This is a genomic window from Lactobacillus sp. HMSC08B12 (assembly GCF_001808415.1).
In the GTDB taxonomy this organism is placed as follows: domain Bacteria; phylum Bacillota; class Bacilli; order Lactobacillales; family Lactobacillaceae; genus Lactobacillus; species Lactobacillus delbrueckii.
The window spans coordinates 1-16,838 of the sequence record NZ_KV793186.1 but is presented as its reverse complement, the minus strand read 5'-3'; the positions used below and the strand labels follow the sequence as shown (position 1 = coordinate 16,838).

Genomic DNA, 16,838 nt, shown 5'->3' with positions numbered 1-16,838 from the left:
CTTAAGATATCAGTATGACACTACACTAGGTCACCGGCAAAGTTAATCGCATCCTCGACATGGCAGTTTAAGTCTTCTGTCGTCCCCCACATAAAGGTCCGCGGGAACTCACTAGTCACTGCCTTGTCCAAGTTGATCATGGCAATTCTTTCAGCTGACTGGTCCAGGCCTGTTGCCGCGTAATTGATCAAGTCCACGCTAACCTTGACCTTGTTCAAAACCGCGATATTGTGATTATTTAAATCGACCATCTTGATAGCCGGGTAGCAAAGGCCTACTGAATCTGGCCGCATCTGCTCTGCTTTCAAGCCTGTCAGCTTGGCCAGCCAAGAAGTCTGCCAGTAGGCGGCCAGCTGAGCCGTTAAGTTACCGCCGGCTGAAAAGCCAATCACGTTTATGCTTTCCGGATCGAGTTGCCATTCTTCAGCATGGCTTCTGACGTCAGCAACCAGCTTTGCCAGGTCAATCAAGGGATTAGGAAATGCACTGACAGGATCGCGGCTGTAGTCATGATTTCCGTCAAAAAATTCCGCTCCCTCAGTCGCGTAGTCAAAAATGGCACATGAGAAACCCTTACCGATAAATTCGTAGGCAATCGGCTCTCTTTCCCGCCAAGCCGTGTAACAGTAGGCCCCGCCTGGCACGATGACCAAGAATGAGGACTTGCGCTTTTCATCAACCGATGAATCTGCTTCCTGGATGTAATAGCTGGCTTCAGCGCCCTTTTCACCAATTTTTTTGTTAAAGATTTTCATTGTACTTACCTGCTAAAAGGAAAAGGCTGCCCTAAGGCAGCCTCAAACCAACAAATTACTTAGTTAAGAAGTTTGCAACGCGGTCGTAGACTTCTTCGCGGTTTTGGTGCAAGCCGTGGTCACTTTCTGGAATCAGATGGAATTCGCAGTTATCGTAGATCGATTGGTAGTGACGGCTGGCGTAGTTGTTGACAATTTCGTCTTTTTCACCATGCAGGGCCAAAACCGGGCCATGGTAAGCAGCCGCCGTTTCGTAAATGTTGATAAACTTGGCAGTTCTGAAATACCAGCCGTTAAGCTTGAAGTCCTTGAAGTCCAGCTTTTCTGGCACATTGTTTGGATCGTATTCCTGGCCCATGCAAGTGCCGATTCTGGCATCATCAACCAAAGTAGCAGCTGAAGACATAATTACCAGCTTGTCGATCTTATCAGCGTAGTAACCTGCCATCATTGAAGACAGGACCCCGCCTTGTGAGTGGCCGATCAAGTAGATCTTCTTGACCCCTTCCAGGCCAAAGACATACTTCATTACGGCTTCATAGTCTTCCAGTTCGTTAAAAATCGACATGTTGTCCAGCGAACCTTCACTTAAACCGTGCCCGTTGAAGTCAAAGCGAACCGTAGCCAGGCCCTTTTCCTGCAGCTTTTCCGCCAAAACAGGCAAGAGGTCATTGACTTTGGGATCCATCATGCCCACGAAACCGTAAGCCAGAATGGCCAAATCATATTCCTTGCTGTCAGGAATGGATACCTTGGCTGCCAGCTGCAAACCATCACGCGTAATTCTTACATCCTTTTCACTCATTTTTTCAATTCTCCTATTTTTAGCTTTCCAAGTTGGTAATATTGTTCTTTGCCCGGCGGTTCTGGCTGATGCGAACGATGATCCCTAAGAGGACACCGGTAATGGCAATAACCATGTTCATCAGCAGAATTACCCGTGGAGCATTAGTACCAGCAGTCGCGGTAATTGACCCGCAAGCCCGGATAACCAGCCAGTTGGATAAGGCATTGCCCAGGCCGACAATTGAAATGGCAGTTGCCTTGTGAGCTGGATACAGGCCGGCCAGCAAGGAAACAGCCAGCTGCATCAAGCCGCCGGAAGCAAACCAGCCCATGACAGCAGCCAGAACGTACAAGAGAGGACCGCTCTGCACAAAGTATGAGAGAAGCAAGCCAGCCGCGCAAACTGCCGGGTAAACAATCAAGATTGTTGATTCACGGATCCCCTTGGCCACCATAGCAGAAGTGGTCAAAACGGATACCAGGGATGCAATCGCGTAAACTGACTGCAGCATGGCGGGGTTGGCCAAGCCATACAACTTACCCAATTCCTGGTTGGTATTGGTCCAAACCATGAAGACAGCCGTGGTGCTAAAGCCCATCAAACCCAAGATTATTGATTCCAAAGTGATTTTAATCTTGCCCTTTGGCTTAACATCACTGCTTGCTTCAACTTTTTGCGCTTGCCGGTCGCCGCCCACTTCCGGGAATGGCAGGAAGAAGCAGGCGATACCGATTACCGCGTAAACCACGGTAATGCCCCAGAAGGCAACTTTAAATGAGATATGCTGAGCATTAAAAGCAACGATCACAAATGGCAGGATGAACTGACCAAAGCTGACAAAGAACTTCGTCAAAACCGTCAGCATTGACCGCTTGTCTGGATAAGCATCCTGCATTGATGGCGTCAAGCCGGCATTCATAAAGGAATTACCGATCCCGCCAATCAAGGAGCAAACATAAGCCACTGTTACATTCGGTGCTAACATAAAACCGGCAAAGTTGATTACTGTGCAGAGACAGGCCATGATCGAGGCGAAGCGGCGGCCAAACTTATCAGAAAGCGGACCTGCCAGGGTGCCGATTAGGCCCCCGACGCCGACCGCTGAACTGACTGACAGAACAGCGGCAATATTGCCTTTTTGTCCCCATAATTCTGCTAATTGCAATTTGTACTGGGCGGAAATCGACATAATGATCCCGCACATTAAGAATGTGGTATATACAGCAACCGCTGTTGACAGATAGCTGCGCTTCTTGCCACTAGTTACACTGGCATCCAAGGTTCTTCTCCCAAAGATATTTCTTTTCTTACTCTTTTAATTCATCACAAATATCACGATTTATTTTTTCTCTTAGTGGTGAGATGCCCCGCTGACCGCGTCGCTAGCTGGGTTTTCCTCATCAGCCGTGTCAGCGGCGATCCGGCCGAAGGTGAAGATGTCAGCCAAGGAGTTCCCGCCCAAACGGTTGCCGGCGTGCAGGCCGCCCGCGTTTTCACCAGCTGAGTACAGGCCGGCGATCACGTGGCCTGCTTCGTCCAAAACGTGGCCCTTAGTGTCGATAACCAGACCACCCATGGTGTGGTGGATGGCTGGCTTACGCGGAGTTGCGTAGAATGGTGCTACTTCACACTTCAAGTGGAAGGCGCTCTTGCCGAATTCCGGGTCGTGGCCGGCGTCAACGTAAGAGTTGTACTTCTTGATGGTGTCGGTCAAAACTGCCGGGTCCATGCCCACCTTTTCAGCCAGTTCTTCCAAAGTGTCAGCTCTGAACAAGGTGCCGGCTTCCACTTGGGCATCAATTGATTCTTGCGTGGTGTTGTAGGCAGTTTCCTTGATCTTGTCGTCGGCGATCAGGTAGAAGAGGCCGCCGTTGTCGATCGCTGCCTTTGCCAGAGTGTCACGTTCAGCAAATTCGTTGACGAAACGTTCACCCTTTTGGTTGACCATGATGAAGTTTTCAGGCGGAGTTTGCAAGCCGGTGAAAAGTTCCCCGGTTACCGGGTCAGAAACTGGCATGAGTTGGATGAAGCCCATCCCCGTCAAAGCGGCGCCGGCTTCCTGGCCCAAGGCAATCCCGTCACCGATAATGGCTGGTGAGTTGGTCGTGGCGATGTCGTCAGCAATTTCGCTCCAGTAAGTGTTGTACTTTTGCACCATCTTGGTGTTGGCCCCGAAACCGCCGGCCGTCAAAATCACGCTCTTGGCATGGACAGTTACCTTTGAGCCGTCAGTCTTTTCCGCGATCACACCGGTCACCTTGCCGCCTTCAATGATCAAGTGCTTGGCCCGGGTTTCAGTCAAAACGGTTGCCCCATGTTCCTTAACCCAGTCACCCAAAACGTGGATGAAGGCAAAGCCCATTGGTTCAACCGGCTTGTGGCCTCTGCGCCATAAGGCACCAACTGGCATGGTCACGTCGCTGCGGTCAAACTTCACGCCCAAGTCGGTCAGCCAGTTAACTGAGTCCAGAACGTTGTTGACCAAGGTCGTTACCAGTTCGTACTTGCCGTGGATTTCGTTGCCCTTGAGGTCCACCCGCTTGCCGCCGAGGTAGGTTTGAATTTCGTGCAGCAGGACTGAGTCGAAGAGGTAGTCTTCACCTGAGTCAAGGTAGGCCTTGATCTGGTCACGCAGCTTTTCGAAGTCTGCCACGTATTCCGGGTCGATTTCGCTGGTTGGCGTTTCAGCCAGTTCCTTCAGGGTTCCCTTTTCACCTGGCAGGGCCTTGAAGCCCTTTTGCCAGTCTGGTTCAGCCGCGTTCATTGGACCGCCGGCCCGGGCAGTGTTACCGCCCAGTTGCGGGAACTTTTCCAGAATAACAACTTTCTTATCATGCTGCAGAGACCGGGTAGCAGCGGCTAAACCAGCCCCGCCGGCACCGATGACAACCACGTCAGTGTCGTATTCTTCATCCTTGGCGGCTGAGGAAGCCGGCTTGTCCCGCTTCTTCCATTCTTCAGCATCCCCGCCGGCTTCATTGATCGCTTCAGCAACCCCGTCGATCACCCCTTGTGAGGAGATTGAAGCCCCGGAAACGGCGTCGACGTTCAAGGTTTGCCCGTCGATGATAGCCTTTGGCAGGCGCTTGAAGACTTCATCAGCAATCCCGCTGGTTTCACCCGCTGATTCAACCGTGATGTCCGCCACCTTGTCGTTTTCAATGGTGACTTCCATCGGCATGAATGATGAACCGTGGCCCTTGGCCTTAACCCTATAAGTACCTGATTTCATTGACATGATTTTGCTCCTTTTCGCTTTGTTAGCGTTTTCTTTACTTGATAGCTTAATTCTAATATTATTCCTGGAAAAAATGAACGACTTTAAATATTATCAATCAATAACATTTGTGTTATCGTAAAAACGAGACTTTTTAACAGAGGAGAAAAAAAGAAAATGAACGATCCCGACATCATGCTCAACTACCTGGAAACCCTGCTCAAGGAAAGCAACTTCACCCGGGCCGCCGAACACCTCTACATCTCCCAGCCCTACTTGACCCAGCTGATCAAGCGGGTGGAGAAAAAACTGGGGACCACCATCATCAACCGGGACAAGGTTCCCTTTACCCTGACTGAATCCGGCCAGATCTACTACCAGTATTTGGAAAACATTTCCGCCCAGCGCCACCAGCTGGCCAACGCCCTGGAGCGCTTCAGCAACCAACAGGAAGAAGTCATCCGGATCGCCATTCTGGAAAGCCTGGGCACCTTCCTTTTGCCTAAGATCCTGCCTGCCTTTTTGGCAAAACACCCCCAGGTCAAGATCCAGATCGCTGAAGGCTTCCCCCACACCAGCGAAGACCGGCTGCTGGGCGGGGATGTCGACTGCTATATGGGGCAGACGCCGGAAACCGTCGCGCAAGGAATTGATACTTATATCAACGGCGGGGAGGTCTACTATATCGTGATTCCGGAAAACTCCAAGTACTATCTCAAAGACCACTTTATCCTGGATCCGGCTGATTATGATCCCAAGGAGCTGCTCCAGCAGCCTTTTGTCTTAAGCAACGGGGAATCCGCCATCCGCCACCAGGTCAACGGTTTATTTCATTACTTCCGCGTGCAGCCAAATATCCGGATGACCTCCAACAGCGTTATCACGGCCACCAACCTTGCCGTCAACGGGGTCGGCTTCACGATCTCCTCAGCCAGTATCTTGAAGCGGCTGGAGCACCTGCCAATCAATCTCTACCCCCTTGACCCCCGCCAGATCAAGCTTACCTACTTCATCGGGGTCCGGCGCGGGGCTGACCTTTCGCCGGCCTTAAAAGACCTGGTCGAGGCCTTCCAAGCGGCCGAGCTGCAGGAAAAGATCAGATAATTTTGCCAAAAATAAAGCGGACAAGTTTGCCTTGTCCGCTTTTCTTACGCCTTAGCGACGATTTCCTTAATGTAGTCAACCGGCATTTCCTTGCCAGTCCAGAGCTTGAAGGACTCTGCCCCCTGGCCGACCACCATGCCCAGCCCGTTATAGATATGCTTGACACCAGCCTCTTTGGCGATCCGCATCAGCTTGGTCTCCCGCGGTTCATAAACCGTATCGCTGACCACCATGTCCTCATGCAGCCAGGATGGGTCTTCCACCAGTGACAGGTCATCCAGCGGCGGCATCCCTACCCCGGTCGCGTCGCAGTAAATCCCAGATTCAGCGATCGACTGCTTGAAAGCTTCCTTGTCTTCCATCGGGTTCAAGCTGCAGGCGCAGCCAGTCGCTTCATTGATCGCGGCCACCTTGTCCTTGGCTGGTTCCCAGTTGCGGTCATGGATGTTAAAAATTCTGATCTCCTTAGCCCCGCCCATAGCCGCGGCTACAGCAATCGGAATCGCCGCCCCGCCGGCACCAGCTAAAGTCACAACCTGCCCCTTCACGTCCTGGCCGTCTTCTTGCAAAGACCGCAGCCAGCCGGTTCCGTCAGTGGTATAGCCCGTCAAAAAGCCATGATCATTGACCACCGTGTTAACCGCTCCACAGATTTCCGCTGCCGGGTCCAGCTTGTCCAGGTAAGGGATAATTGCCTGCTTGTTTGGCATGGATACATTGACGCCCCGCATGTCCAAAGTCCGCAATGCCTTGACCGCGTCCCCAATCCGGTCCGGCCCGATCTCAAAGCAGAGGTAGGCCCCATTCAAGCCTAGCTTAGCCATCGCGTTGTTGTGCATAGTCGGTGAAACTGAGTGTCTGATTGGATCAGCGAACAGGCCCAGCAAGATTGTGTGCCCGTCCAGCCAGCCTGTCACCGGTCCGGTAATCCCGCTGATTTTTACCGGTAAAATATCATTGTTTCTTTCGTCAGTCATCTTTTACTGTTCCTTTTGTTTTTATCTTTCAAAAATATGCTAGCGCTTGCCAGCTTATAAAGAAAGGCATTCTGCCACTTTTATCAATCAACTTTCTCTATTGTTTTCCCAGCAATTTTAAAGGTAAGACCTAAATTCTCTATTAAAAAGCAGGATTGACAAAGTCTTACTGTTAACGCTGACATTGAATAATGACGCGATTATAATTTGTCAACGAGGACTTGCTATGGAATTTATCAAGAATTACAACAACACTGCCCTTGTCAAAGACTCAGCCGGCAAAGACTGGGTCGTCATCGGCAAGGGGATTGGCTTTGGCCTGAAAAAAGGGATGCCGGTCGATGAAAGCAAGATTGAGCGTCGCTTCCTGGCCCAAGACGAAATCGACCAGGTTGAACCCGAAGTCGTCAAAGGGATCGATCCCCAGTCCTTTGAAGCCACTGACAAGGTCTGCGAAATGCTGGAAAACAAGTACGGCATCTCCTTTACCGGCTACCAGTACTTTGCCCTGGCTGACCACATCGACTTCATGATCAAGCGGACCCTGGACGGGGCGGAACTGAACCCGATGAGCGGGCGCTGGGAAACCAAAACCCTCTTCCCCAAAGAATACACCGCGGCCAAAGAAGCCCTGGCTATCATCTCTGCCACCATTCATTTGAAATTAGACCCTTCTGAGGCGATTTCTTTAACCTACCACTTCATCAATGCTGAATCGGACGGCTCCAAACTCCAGGATACCATGCGGATGACCCGTTACTTAGGCGGGATCGTCAATATTGTTCAATACCAATACGGGATCACCCTGGACACCGACAGCTTCAATTATGAACGTTTTATTACCCACCTCCGGGCCTTGATCATCCGCCACTTAACCGGTAAGGAAAGCCACTCTGAACTGGACCCGGCTCTGTTGCAGCTGATGGTTGCCAAGTACCCGAAGGAAAAAGACACTGTCGACCGGATCGCCCAGTATCTCAAGCGGGAAGCCGACTGGACCCTGTCAGCCGATGACCAGACCTACTTGATTCTTCATATCTGGCGGGTGACCCACCGCTAAAAAATAAAAAAATTCCGCATTTTCTGTTGACAGCGCTTTTAGGAAGCGTTATCATAATAAATGTCTTAAGCGTGTTACTGTTAAATCAGGCATGAACCTATCACAAGATCGCCGACTGGTACTAGTTGCCAGTGTTCCTTGATTTTTTCTGATAGGTTCTTTTTTTCGCTTAAACTAGGTGTGTTACTAGTTCGACTAGGCATGAACCCGCAAGCTTATACAGGACTCTTTCTATCTTTTCCACGCGAAGAATCCTGGCTTGCGGGTTTTTATTTTGGCAAATTAAAAAAAGTGAGGATAACGATTATGGCAAAGAATTACGATGAATTAGCCAAAGATATCGTTGCGCACGTCGGCGGGGAAGAAAACGTCTCCTCCCTCAAGCACTGCGTGACCAGACTGCGCTTTGTGTTAAAAGATGAATCCAAAGCTGACACCGACTACTTGAAGAAGCGGAACGGGGTCATCACCGTTGCTCAAGCCGGCGGCCAATACCAAGTGGTTATCGGCAACGAAGTTACCGACGTTTACGACGCGGTTCTCAGAAACTCCCACATCAAGGGGGTTGGGGAAGTTGCAGAAGACGACGCCGAAGACGCGCCAAAGGGCAACTTGTTCGACCGTTTCGTCGACTTGATCTCCAGCATCTTCCAGCCATTCCTGGGCGCCCTCTGTGCCGCCGGTATGCTTAAAGGGATAACTGCCCTGCTTGCTGCCACCGGGATGCCGGCAACTAACGGTATCTATATCATCTTCAACGCCATGGGCGACGGGATGTTCCAATACCTGCCATTCTTCCTGGCCTTGACTGCTGCCCGGAAGTTCAAGCTGGACCAGTTCACTGCTCTGGCCTTGCCCGGGGCCATGCTTTACCCAACCTTGACCACTACGGTTAAGGCAACCACCAACTTCTTCGGTCTGCCGATCAAGCTGCCAAGTGGCGGCTACTTCCAAACTGTCGTGCCAATCATCCTGGCCGTTTGGTTCGCCTCCCTGGTTGAAAAGCGGATGAAGAAATGGATGCCAACTGACGTCAAGATGTTTGCTGTTCCATTCTTTACTCTCTTGATCTCAGTACCGCTGTCCATCCTCTTGATCGGGCCAGTAGCCAACACCCTGTCCGCTTGGGTTGGGGTTGCCTTCCAGGCTATTTACAAGCTCAGCCCGATGCTGTACGGGGCAGTTCTGGGTGGTCTCTGGCAAGTCCTGGTTATGTTCGGTCTGCACTGGGGCCTGGTTCCTCTGGCCATCATGGACCTTGCCCAAAAAGGCTGGTCAGTTCTCTTGAACCCATCTTTTGCTGTCTGCTTCGCCCAAACTGGTGCCCTGGCAGCCATCATGATCAAGACCAAGGAAAAGAAAGTCAAGGAACTTGCTACCCCAGCCTTGATTTCCTCAATCTTCGGGGTTACTGAACCTGCCATCTACGGTATTACCCTGCCAATGAAGACGCCATTCATCATGACTTGTATCGCTGGTGCCATCCAAGGTATCTACTGTGGTTTGACCAACGTTACCGGCTACGCCATGGGTGGTTTGGGTATCTTCCTTTTCCCTTCATACATCAACCCTAAGACTGGTTCCTTCACCAGCGTGATCAACCTGGCTATCTGCTCAGTCATCTCATTAATTCTAGGCTTCGCCTTGACCATGATGACTAAGATCCCAACCCTTTACGGGGAAGAAGAAACTGCTTCAAACACTCAAACTACTGAAACTGCTCCAGCAGAAGGTTCTTCAGTAACTGTTGCTAGTGAAACTATCCTGGCTCCAGTTGCCGGTGAAGTTTGCCCGCTGAGCGAAGTAAAAGACGAAGTCTTCTCTTCCGGTGCAATGGGCCAAGGCCTGGCGATCAAGCCAAGAGAAGGGCTCTTGAAGTCACCAGTTGACGGCACGGTCAGCCTGGTCTTCCCAACTGGCCACGCTATCGGTCTGAAGAGCAAGACTGGCGCGGAAATCTTAATCCACATCGGCATGGACACGGTTGAACTCAACGGAGAAGGCTTCGAAGTCCTGGTCTCCAAGGACCAAGAAGTCAAGGCCGGCCAGCCACTGGTCAAGTTTGACCTGGACGCCATCAAGGCCAAGGGCTACGACCTAACCACGCCAGTCATCATCACCAATTCCAAGTCCTACCAGGAAATTGGCGACAGCAAGCGCGACGCGGTTAAGGCTGGCGATCAGCTGCTGGCCCTGTCCTAACGACAAAACACCAATACATATTTCTCTCAAAAACGCTCATGAAAAGATTTGCCCGGGCAAATCTTTTTGTGTATTAGACAGATAACAGAAAGGACCAATAACATGAAGCAAAAGAATATCTCAAACACTTTTCCAAAAGGCTTCCTTTGGGGCGGGGCAACTGCCGCCAACCAGTATGAAGGCGCCTATTTAGAAGACGGCAAGGGGCTCAGCACGGCCGACGTAATGACCAACGGCTCCCACACTGAAGCCAGAAAAATCACCTGGAAGAACCCGCAGACCGGGGAAAGCGGCTACGTGCCAATGGCCTTTGGGGCAGATATGACCTTCCCGGAAGGAGCGGAACCGGCAGTTTTGGCCGGCTACTACTACCCAAGCCACACGGCAACTGACTTCTACCACTACTACAAGGAAGACATCAAGCTGATGAGTGAGATGGGCTTCAAGTGCTTCCGCCTCTCCATCAACTGGGCCCGGATCTTCCCGAATGGTGACGACGCCCAGCCAAACGAAAAGGGCTTGGAATTCTACGAAAAAGTCTTCCAGGAATGCCACAAGTACGGCATTGAACCTTTGGTTACACTGTCGCACTACGAAACTCCGCTTGACCTCTCTATCAAGTACAATGGCTGGACCAGCCGCAAGCTGATCGACTTCTTCGTCAACTACGCCAAAACGGTTATGCAGCGCTACAAGGGCCTGGTTAAGTACTACCTGACTTTCAACGAAATCAACATGATGAGCCTTGCTCCTTACATGGCAGCCGGTATTCTAACCGATGATGCCCAAAGCAAGGCCCAAGGCGCCCACAACCAATTCGTGGCCAGCGCTTTGACGGTCAAGGCGGCCCGGGAAATTGACCCGGAAATTCAAGTCGGCCAGATGCTGGCTTACGGCCCGGTTTACGCCTTGACGGCTGACCCGAAGGACCAATTGAAGGCCCTCAAGCAAAACGACGCTACCCTCTTTTACAGTGACGTCCAAACCGGCGGCCGCTACCCGGACTGGATCTTGAAGAAATACGAAGCTGAAGGGATCAAGCTGGACGACGAAGACAGCGACTATGAGCTCCTGGTCCAGTACCCAGCTGACTTCCTCAGCTTCTCCTGCTACTCCTCATCCGTAACGACTACCCATGAAACCGACGACACGGCTGGCGGCAACCTGGCTATGGGGGTCAAGAACCCTTATCTTAAAACCAATGACTGGGGCTGGACGATCGACCCTGACGTATTGCGGATTGCCTTGAACCAGCTCTGGGACCGTTACCACAAGCCGCTCTGGATCGTGGAAAACGGCATTGGGGTTAAAGACCAGATCAGTGAAGACGGCAAGATCCACGATCCGGAAAGAATCTCCTACCTGCAGCAGTGCATCTCTTCCATGCGCGACGCCATCAACATCGACGGCGTTGACTTGATGGGTTACGAAATGTGGGGCTGCATCGACCTGGTTTCCGCCGGAACCGGTGAAATGCGCAAGCGCTACGGCTTTGTCTACGTTGACCGTGATGACAAGGGCGAAGGCAGCCTCAAGCGGATTCCAAAGGACTCCTTCTACTGGTACAAGAAGGTTATCGCCAGTGACGGCGAAGATTTAAGCGACTAAAAAATATATCCCCACCTAAAAAGCTCCCGTATCGCGATTGATACGGGAGCTTTATTATGCTCTAAAAGCCAAAATGAGGCTCACATGGAGCCGATAAAATTGCTGCCAACCCAATAGACTAAGCCTAGAAAGATTGCCCCAGCAAGCAGGGCTTCAACTGCTAAGCCCCGTTTATGACTAACCCAGCCATAGACAGCTATGCCAATGGCTACTCCAGCAACCAGCAAGACGAGAATCCCCACGAATGATGAAATCGGCACAGCGCTCACCCTCCTTTCTCATTGCATACACTTTTATTTGCGATACCAGCAAGTTTTGGGCCAATTCTTATGTTTAGGATTTCCTGACCATGATGAACAGTCCTTCACACCTTTTCCTCGTTTATCAAGCCCATCACATTTTGACATATTACCAAAATCTGCACAACCATATTTGCTTGCGTGGTAGTCACAATCACTGTGATAGAAATCAATCCAAGCTTTTGGATTGCTCTTCTTCCAATATCGATGATCGCTCTTGGTCCCATTAAATCTATTACAATGTACGTGTGCTCCAGTTTTTACTTTTTCACCATCGTACTGACCAGAATATCCCCCTCCACTAGTTGGCATTACGACAAAAACAGATCCAGATTTAACAGATGTCTGACCGTTTCTAACATCCATCTCATCTATCCAGGATTTAAAGTTTATAATTTTTTCATTTGGTTGTGCGGGCAATTGGATAAATGATGCGGTAAATGGTGTAGTTATTGTAGTTCCATCAGTCCGTATACTTTCATTAGGATATAGTCTTTCTATAGTCACAATATCTACTTTTTTCATAAAATCAACATTCTTTAACAATCTCTCCCCACCAAAAAAGCTCCTGTATCGCGATTGATACAGGAGCTTTCGTTTCTGGAAAAGCGTTTCTCGTGGTTATTAGTGCAGTTCCAAGTAATTTTCAGCGTTTCTCAAGTCTTCGATTGACAATTGGCCAGGTGCTGAAGTCTTGCCAACGGCACCGAATGACAAGCAGGAGCCGAAGACTTGGCCGGCAATCCGGCTGACCTTGCCCAAGTCAGCCATTGCCATGGTGATGATTGGCGTGGAGAGTGCCTTGCGGGCGTCGTTAGTCGCGCTCAACAGGGTCAAAACGTCGTCAGCGCTGTGCGGCATGCAGGCCAGCTTTGGCACGTCAGCGCCCAAGTCAGCCATCTTCTTCAAACGGAATTCGATAACATCCTTAGCTGGCACCTTTTCAAAGTCGTGGTTGCTCATGATCACGACCACGTTGTAGTTGTGGGCCTGCTTAACCAGGTCCTTGACTCTTTCTTCATCGTGGAAAAGTTCGATGTCGACCGCGTCACCTAAACGGTTGGTTACTACAGTAGCTACCAGGTCCAGGTATTCATCTTCACCAAGTTCCAGGACGCCGCCTTCGTTCTTGGTTCTGAAAGTAACCAGGATTGGCAGTTCGCCAACTACGTCCCGCAAAGCCTTGGCAGTAGCGATCAGCTTTTCATTGTCCTTGATGCCGGCTTCGTAGTAGTCGATCCGCCATTCCATGATGTCCGGCTTGGCAGCCGCGATTTCCTTGGCTGAAGCCAGGATTTCTTCTTCAGTCACGCCAACGTTTGGCACGGCGATCTTTGGCAAGCCTTCGCCCAAAACGATGTTTCTAACTTTTACAGTAGTCATTTTTTATACCTTCTGTTTTTCTGCTTTTGCTTTTAAAAAATTACTTCTTCAGTGAACCAAACAGCTTCTTGTAACGGATAGCGATGATGGTCGTGTCCACGAAGCCCAGCAGGGCAACGATCACGTCAAAGAACATAACTTCTTTCATCCCTGGCAAAGCGTTGATTACCAAAGGAATAGTGAAGGAAGCGATTGAACCGGCAGTGTAGAAGAAACCAGTAACCGTCCCCTTGCCAGCTGGGAAGAAGTTGGCCATAACCGTCAAGCCCAGCTGCATTACGCCACCAGCGGCGAAGAAACCAACGGCGAAGGCCAGAACAGCCATCAATACCGCGCTGGTTGGGTATGCCCACATCAAGAAGATGGCAATGAAGGCACCCAAAGTGTAGATTGGCACCAGTTGCACTTCCTTAAACTTGCTGCCGATCACTGCAGTAAACAGGACGCAGCAGATTGAACCAAGTGAGTACCAGGAAACCAGGGCGTGGGCAACACCGTCGCTCATGTGACTGATCTGTTGCCCGTATTGAGTCAGCATTTGGCTGACCATGTAGAAGGTAGCTTGGGAAATGTAGCCGTAAAGGATGAACAAGGTACCGTCAACCCACTTGTTGGACTTAACGGCTGGCTTGTCGCCGGCTGCGGCAGCTTCAGCTTCGGCAGCCCTCTTTTCTTCAGCTTCAGCAACTTCCTTGGAGTCCGGGAAGGCACCCTTGAGGAAGTAGATGAAGGTGATAACCAGGATGGCAGCTGGGATAACGATTGACCAGCCGTACCATGCGTGAGCGGCAGCCAAGCCGCTGACGATGAATGGCAAAAGGAACTGGGCACCAGAGATGAAGGCCTTCAAAACAACGTTGGAAGTCCCCTTGGCATCTGGGAAGATTTCCATCAGGGCTGGGTAAGTACCAGTGTCCAGGAAGGAGTTGGCCATCCCGGCGCAGATACCCAGAATGTAGGCCACAGTCACGCTCTTGGAGAAGAGCAGGCCAACAAAGAAGACCAGGTAGAAGACGATCCCCAGTTGCACGAATGGCTTTCTGCCGAACTTGTCAGACAGGATACCTGAGATCAAAAGGTTGATGATCCGCCCGATACCCAGTGAGGAAACTACGGCGATGGCACCAGTCGTGGTCGTGCCCCAGTGCTGAGCCAGGCTGCTAGCGTTTTGTGAAATGATGATAACGCCCATCCCGTGCACGAAGTAGTTCATGTACAGCATGAAGGCAGTCATCATGTACTTGTTCTTTTTCATGATTTTATCCTTCCAAAAATACCTTCTGTCGGCAAATATTTAGCTGCAGAAGGTATTGATTTAAACCAATTTCTATTAAGTTTGCTGGTCAAAAATTTTTCTTACTTGTTGGCATCCATGATTTCCTGGATGTAGTCAGTTGGCATTTCCTTGCCAGTCCACAGCTTGAAGGCAGCGGCACCTTGTTCGATCATCATGCCGATCCCGTTGTAGATGTGCTTTACGCCGGCCTTTTCAGCAACTTCCATCAGCTTGGTCTTGCGTGGTGCGTAAACAGTGTCGGAAACAACCATGTCTTCGTGGAACCATGATGGGTCTTCAACCAAAGTTTGGTCTTGCAATGGGTTCATCCCTACGCTGGTAGCGTCGCAGTAGATGTCTGATTCAGCGATTGACTGCTTGAAGTCTTCCTTGTCTTCCAGGTGGTGAACGCTGGCTACGCAGTCAGTTTCCTTGTTGATGGTTTCAACATTCTTGACTGCTTGTGCCCACTTGTCGTCATCCAGGTTGAAGATGCGGATTTCCTTAGCCCCTTCCAAGGAAGCAGTAACGGCGATTGGAGTAGCGGCACCGCCGGCACCGGCCAAAGTAATGATCTTGCCCTTAACGTCTTGGCCGTCCTTCTTCAAGGCCCGCAGCCAGCCCATGCCGTCAGTGGTGTAGCCGGTCAAAACGCCGTGTTCGTTGACGATAGTGTTTACCGCGTCACACATTTGTGAAGTCTTGTCCAGCTTGTCAAGGTAAGGGATGACCTTCTTCTTGTTAGGCATTGAAATATTTGACCCCCGCATGTCCAGGGTCCGGATAGCGTCGATAGCGCCTGGAAGCTTTTCGTTGTCGATTTCAAAGCAAAGGTAAGCCCCGTTCAAGCCCAACTTGGCAAAAGCGTTGTTGTGCATGGTTGGTGACATGGTGTGGCGGATTGGGTAAGCCATCAAACCGACCAAAATCGTGTGCCCGTCAAGCCAGCCGGTGATTGGGCCGTTAACGCCTTGAATCTTCGTTTCTTCGATCTCGTTGTTTCTTTCGTCTGCCATTTCTGGAATCTCCTTTAAGCTTTTTCAACAAGTTACATTTTTCTCAATTCACTATTATGTTATCGTTTTCACTCTTCGTGATAAATAAGGCAAAGCAAAATTATTGATAAAAGCATTTTATTAATTTTAGATTAACGGTACACTGTAGGTATGGAAACCTGTTGTGCATGATTTGGAGGCAAATATGAACATTCGACATTTACGTTTCTTCGTCGAACTGGCGAAAACGGAACACATGGCCAAGACGGCCGAAAAGCTGGGCATCTCCCAGCCTTCCCTCTCCTACGCCATCAGCAGCATTGAGGAAGAGCTCGGCGTACCCCTGTTTGAAAAAGAGGGCCGGAACATCCGCTTGACCAACTATGGCAAGATCTACCTGGAATACGTCAAGAGCGGCTTGAGCGACCTGGACCGGGGCGGCGAGTACATTGCTGAATTGCTGGACGTCAACCGGGGTCATATTAGGGTTGGCTTCACCTTTACCATGGGCCAGGACCTGATTCCCCAGCTGATCTGCAAGTTCAAGCAGGAAAAAGACACCAAAGACATCACTTTCTCCTTCGTACAGGGAACCACCGACGATTTGGTGAACCAGCTGGTCAATGACGAACTGGATTTGGTCATCTCCTCAGCTCCTGACCTGCCTGGCCTGGAAGACAAGGTCGACATCTCCCATCTGGTTAACCAGGAAATGCTGGCTGTCGTTCCCTTTTCCAATCCTTTAGCCCAAAAGGACTCTGTCTCTCTGGCTGATTTGGCCAAGTACCCGATGATCTACTATAGCAAAAGCAGCGGCCTGCGCCCCCGTCTGGATAAGATGTTCGCTGAAGCCGGCGTCAAGCCGAAGATCATCATGGAGTCCATGGAGGACCATACCATCATCGGCTTCGTTCACTGGGGCTACGGGGTAGCCATCGTGCCCCACCTGCCCCAGCTGGACCCGCGGACGGTCAAGCTCTTGCACATTGATGAAAATGTCGGCGTTCACCCGATTTTTGTCGTGAAAAAGTCCGACCACTTCCTGACCCCGGCCGTAACCAGATTCGAACAATTTATCAAATCCTACTGCCGGAAGCATTACAATAATGAACATAAGCTCGTTTAAGAAGAAAAAGCCCAAGCATCACAATGTCATTAAGTTAAGGCATTGACTT

The 16,838-nt window shown here is 50.5% G+C and carries 15 protein-coding genes; 5 read left to right on the top strand and 10 right to left on the bottom strand.

Annotation, left to right across the window (positions count from 1 at the left end):
- Positions 1-20: 20 nt before the first annotated feature.
- From HMPREF3168_RS07005 to HMPREF3168_RS06990, 4 genes are all read right to left on the bottom strand, one after another.
- Positions 21-755 (bottom strand): alpha/beta hydrolase, encoded by a 735-nt coding sequence (locus tag HMPREF3168_RS07005; protein WP_083289607.1) that lies wholly within the window; start codon positions 753-755, stop codon positions 21-23.
- 55 nt (positions 756-810) lie between these two features.
- A complete protein-coding gene (locus HMPREF3168_RS07000; RefSeq protein WP_070489353.1) occupies positions 811-1,560 on the bottom strand; it encodes an alpha/beta hydrolase in 750 nt (249 codons plus the stop codon).
- A 19-nt stretch (positions 1,561-1,579) separates the two neighbouring features.
- Positions 1,580-2,821: an MFS transporter gene (locus HMPREF3168_RS06995; protein WP_083289606.1), complete on the bottom strand. Its 1,242-nt coding sequence runs from the start codon at positions 2,819-2,821 to the stop codon at positions 1,580-1,582.
- 72 nt (positions 2,822-2,893) lie between these two features.
- Positions 2,894-4,774, bottom strand: coding sequence for a flavocytochrome c (locus HMPREF3168_RS06990; protein ID WP_070489355.1), 1,881 nt, complete (start codon positions 4,772-4,774; stop codon positions 2,894-2,896).
- A 162-nt stretch (positions 4,775-4,936) separates the two neighbouring features.
- Between HMPREF3168_RS06990 and HMPREF3168_RS06985 the strand changes: the two genes are divergently transcribed.
- On the top strand, positions 4,937-5,863 hold the full coding sequence (locus HMPREF3168_RS06985) for a LysR family transcriptional regulator (protein WP_070489351.1): 927 nt from the start codon (positions 4,937-4,939) through the stop codon (positions 5,861-5,863).
- Positions 5,864-5,907: 44 nt separating this feature from the next.
- Here HMPREF3168_RS06985 and HMPREF3168_RS06980 read toward each other — a convergent pair whose 3' ends face one another.
- A complete protein-coding gene (locus HMPREF3168_RS06980) occupies positions 5,908-6,840 on the bottom strand; it encodes a quinate/shikimate dehydrogenase (RefSeq protein ID WP_070489350.1) in 933 nt (310 codons plus the stop codon).
- A 226-nt stretch (positions 6,841-7,066) separates the two neighbouring features.
- On the opposite strand from HMPREF3168_RS06980, the gene HMPREF3168_RS06975 reads away from it, so the two are divergent.
- The 3 genes from HMPREF3168_RS06975 to HMPREF3168_RS06965 all read left to right on the top strand — a co-directional run bounded on the left by HMPREF3168_RS06975 (position 7,067) and on the right by HMPREF3168_RS06965 (position 11,710).
- On the top strand, positions 7,067-7,900 hold the full coding sequence (locus HMPREF3168_RS06975; protein ID WP_070489347.1) for a PRD domain-containing protein: 834 nt from the start codon (positions 7,067-7,069) through the stop codon (positions 7,898-7,900).
- A gap of 306 nt (positions 7,901-8,206) precedes the next feature.
- Positions 8,207-10,102 (top strand): beta-glucoside-specific PTS transporter subunit IIABC, encoded by a 1,896-nt coding sequence (locus HMPREF3168_RS06970; RefSeq protein WP_070489345.1) that lies wholly within the window; start codon positions 8,207-8,209, stop codon positions 10,100-10,102.
- 102 nt (positions 10,103-10,204) lie between these two features.
- Positions 10,205-11,710 carry a glycoside hydrolase family 1 protein gene (locus HMPREF3168_RS06965; RefSeq protein WP_070489343.1) on the top strand — a complete coding sequence of 502 codons (1,506 nt, stop codon included), beginning with the start codon at positions 10,205-10,207 and terminating at the stop codon, positions 11,708-11,710.
- 80 nt (positions 11,711-11,790) lie between these two features.
- Here HMPREF3168_RS06965 and HMPREF3168_RS06960 read toward each other — a convergent pair whose 3' ends face one another.
- The 5 genes from HMPREF3168_RS06960 to HMPREF3168_RS06945 all read right to left on the bottom strand — a co-directional run bounded on the left by HMPREF3168_RS06960 (position 11,791) and on the right by HMPREF3168_RS06945 (position 15,684).
- On the bottom strand, positions 11,791-11,970 hold the full coding sequence (locus tag HMPREF3168_RS06960) for an acylphosphatase (RefSeq protein ID WP_003612438.1): 180 nt from the start codon (positions 11,968-11,970) through the stop codon (positions 11,791-11,793).
- A 33-nt stretch (positions 11,971-12,003) separates the two neighbouring features.
- Positions 12,004-12,555, bottom strand: a complete 552-nt coding sequence (locus tag HMPREF3168_RS09915; protein ID WP_083289605.1) for a hypothetical protein — start codon at positions 12,553-12,555, stop codon at positions 12,004-12,006.
- Between the two features lie 78 nt (positions 12,556-12,633).
- The gene (aroD, locus tag HMPREF3168_RS06955; protein WP_070489341.1) at positions 12,634-13,392 is read right to left on the bottom strand and encodes a type I 3-dehydroquinate dehydratase; all 759 of its coding nucleotides are present in this window, start codon (positions 13,390-13,392) and stop codon (positions 12,634-12,636) included.
- Between the two features lie 40 nt (positions 13,393-13,432).
- On the bottom strand, positions 13,433-14,647 hold the full coding sequence (locus tag HMPREF3168_RS06950) for an MFS transporter (protein ID WP_003612406.1): 1,215 nt from the start codon (positions 14,645-14,647) through the stop codon (positions 13,433-13,435).
- A gap of 101 nt (positions 14,648-14,748) precedes the next feature.
- Entirely contained in the window at positions 14,749-15,684 is a 936-nt protein-coding gene (locus tag HMPREF3168_RS06945) for a shikimate dehydrogenase (RefSeq protein WP_003612435.1), read from the bottom strand.
- Between the two features lie 184 nt (positions 15,685-15,868).
- Here HMPREF3168_RS06945 and HMPREF3168_RS06940 point away from each other — a divergent pair, with 184 nt between their 5' ends.
- On the top strand, positions 15,869-16,789 hold the full coding sequence (locus tag HMPREF3168_RS06940; RefSeq protein WP_003612455.1) for a LysR family transcriptional regulator: 921 nt from the start codon (positions 15,869-15,871) through the stop codon (positions 16,787-16,789).
- Positions 16,790-16,838 lie beyond the last annotated feature (49 nt).

What these genes read in the sequence shown, in the direction of transcription:
- HMPREF3168_RS07005 (WP_083289607.1), bottom strand. Translation starts at nt 755, where the DNA reads ATGAAAATCTTTAACAAAAAAATTGGTGAAAAGGGCGCTGAAGCCAGC.
- HMPREF3168_RS07000 (WP_070489353.1), bottom strand. Translation starts at nt 1,560, where the DNA reads ATGAGTGAAAAGGATGTAAGAATTACGCGTGATGGTTTGCAGCTGGCA.
- HMPREF3168_RS06990 (WP_070489355.1), bottom strand. Translation starts at nt 4,774, where the DNA reads ATGAAATCAGGTACTTATAGGGTTAAGGCCAAGGGCCACGGTTCATCA.
- HMPREF3168_RS06985 (WP_070489351.1), top strand. Translation starts at nt 4,937, where the DNA reads ATGAACGATCCCGACATCATGCTCAACTACCTGGAAACCCTGCTCAAG.
- HMPREF3168_RS06980 (WP_070489350.1), bottom strand. Translation starts at nt 6,840, where the DNA reads ATGACTGACGAAAGAAACAATGATATTTTACCGGTAAAAATCAGCGGG.
- HMPREF3168_RS06975 (WP_070489347.1), top strand. Translation starts at nt 7,067, where the DNA reads ATGGAATTTATCAAGAATTACAACAACACTGCCCTTGTCAAAGACTCA.
- HMPREF3168_RS06970 (WP_070489345.1), top strand. Translation starts at nt 8,207, where the DNA reads ATGGCAAAGAATTACGATGAATTAGCCAAAGATATCGTTGCGCACGTC.
- HMPREF3168_RS06965 (WP_070489343.1), top strand. Translation starts at nt 10,205, where the DNA reads ATGAAGCAAAAGAATATCTCAAACACTTTTCCAAAAGGCTTCCTTTGG.
- aroD (WP_070489341.1), bottom strand. Translation starts at nt 13,392, where the DNA reads ATGACTACTGTAAAAGTTAGAAACATCGTTTTGGGCGAAGGCTTGCCA.
- HMPREF3168_RS06950 (WP_003612406.1), bottom strand. Translation starts at nt 14,647, where the DNA reads ATGAAAAAGAACAAGTACATGATGACTGCCTTCATGCTGTACATGAAC.
- HMPREF3168_RS06945 (WP_003612435.1), bottom strand. Translation starts at nt 15,684, where the DNA reads ATGGCAGACGAAAGAAACAACGAGATCGAAGAAACGAAGATTCAAGGC.
- HMPREF3168_RS06940 (WP_003612455.1), top strand. Translation starts at nt 15,869, where the DNA reads ATGAACATTCGACATTTACGTTTCTTCGTCGAACTGGCGAAAACGGAA.